Raw genomic sequence first — 639 nt, forward strand, 5'->3', positions numbered from 1 at the left:
CTCACTCAAAACAAGCATAGAAACCGCTATTGATCAACACCTCTCCAACCTGCCTTTTAATGGTAAAATCCTGCGATCTAAAATTGTGGATGCGGTGCAGGCGGTAGCAGGCGTGGAAGATGTAGTCATTACATTATTTGAAGCCAAGGCAAGCGGGGAAGCCTATGAACAGGTAGATCGGGTGTATATCCCTAAGTCGGGTTATGTAAAAATAGGCAATGAACACCCGCTCAAAGACCATCTCACCTTAAAAACTCCTTTATAAATAAAAGCATGACCATTGACTGGAATAAATTTGTACGTTGGCTAGTACCTTCGTACCTCAAAAAGGAGCAAGAACGGCATTTGGCTTGGCTACAAGTAATGCTTGCCCCCATCAAAACCTTGTACGAGCGTTTTGTGGCTTTTAGGGTGACCACCCAGCTGGAAATCGCCATCAGCAACCAAACGATGGTGATCGAAGAAGAACTCAACCGGAGGTTAGGGCTAAGCCGGGAGATCGTCATCATCAACCAAACGTATCAGAAAAACCGCCGCTATCTCTATTACCTCAGCGAAGCATCCAGTTTGCAATATTACCGTTACTGGTTGAGCGAAATTGCCCAAAAAAACCTCCTTCCCAAGTTTAGCTACACTTTG

At 44.9% G+C, this 639-nt stretch carries 1 protein-coding gene and 1 pseudogene; both read left to right on the top strand.

Annotation, left to right across the window (positions count from 1 at the left end):
• Nucleotides 1-265 (top strand): annotated as a pseudogene (locus Q0954_RS34260) (hypothetical protein); the annotation flags it as partial.
• Between the two features lie 8 nt (nt 266-273).
• Nucleotides 274-639: hypothetical protein (locus Q0954_RS34265; protein WP_299466678.1), on the top strand; the 366-nt coding region annotated here is incomplete at its 3' end.

The sequence above is a fragment of the uncultured Microscilla sp. genome, assembly GCF_947493425.1.
GTDB lineage: Bacteria > Bacteroidota > Bacteroidia > Cytophagales > Microscillaceae > Microscilla.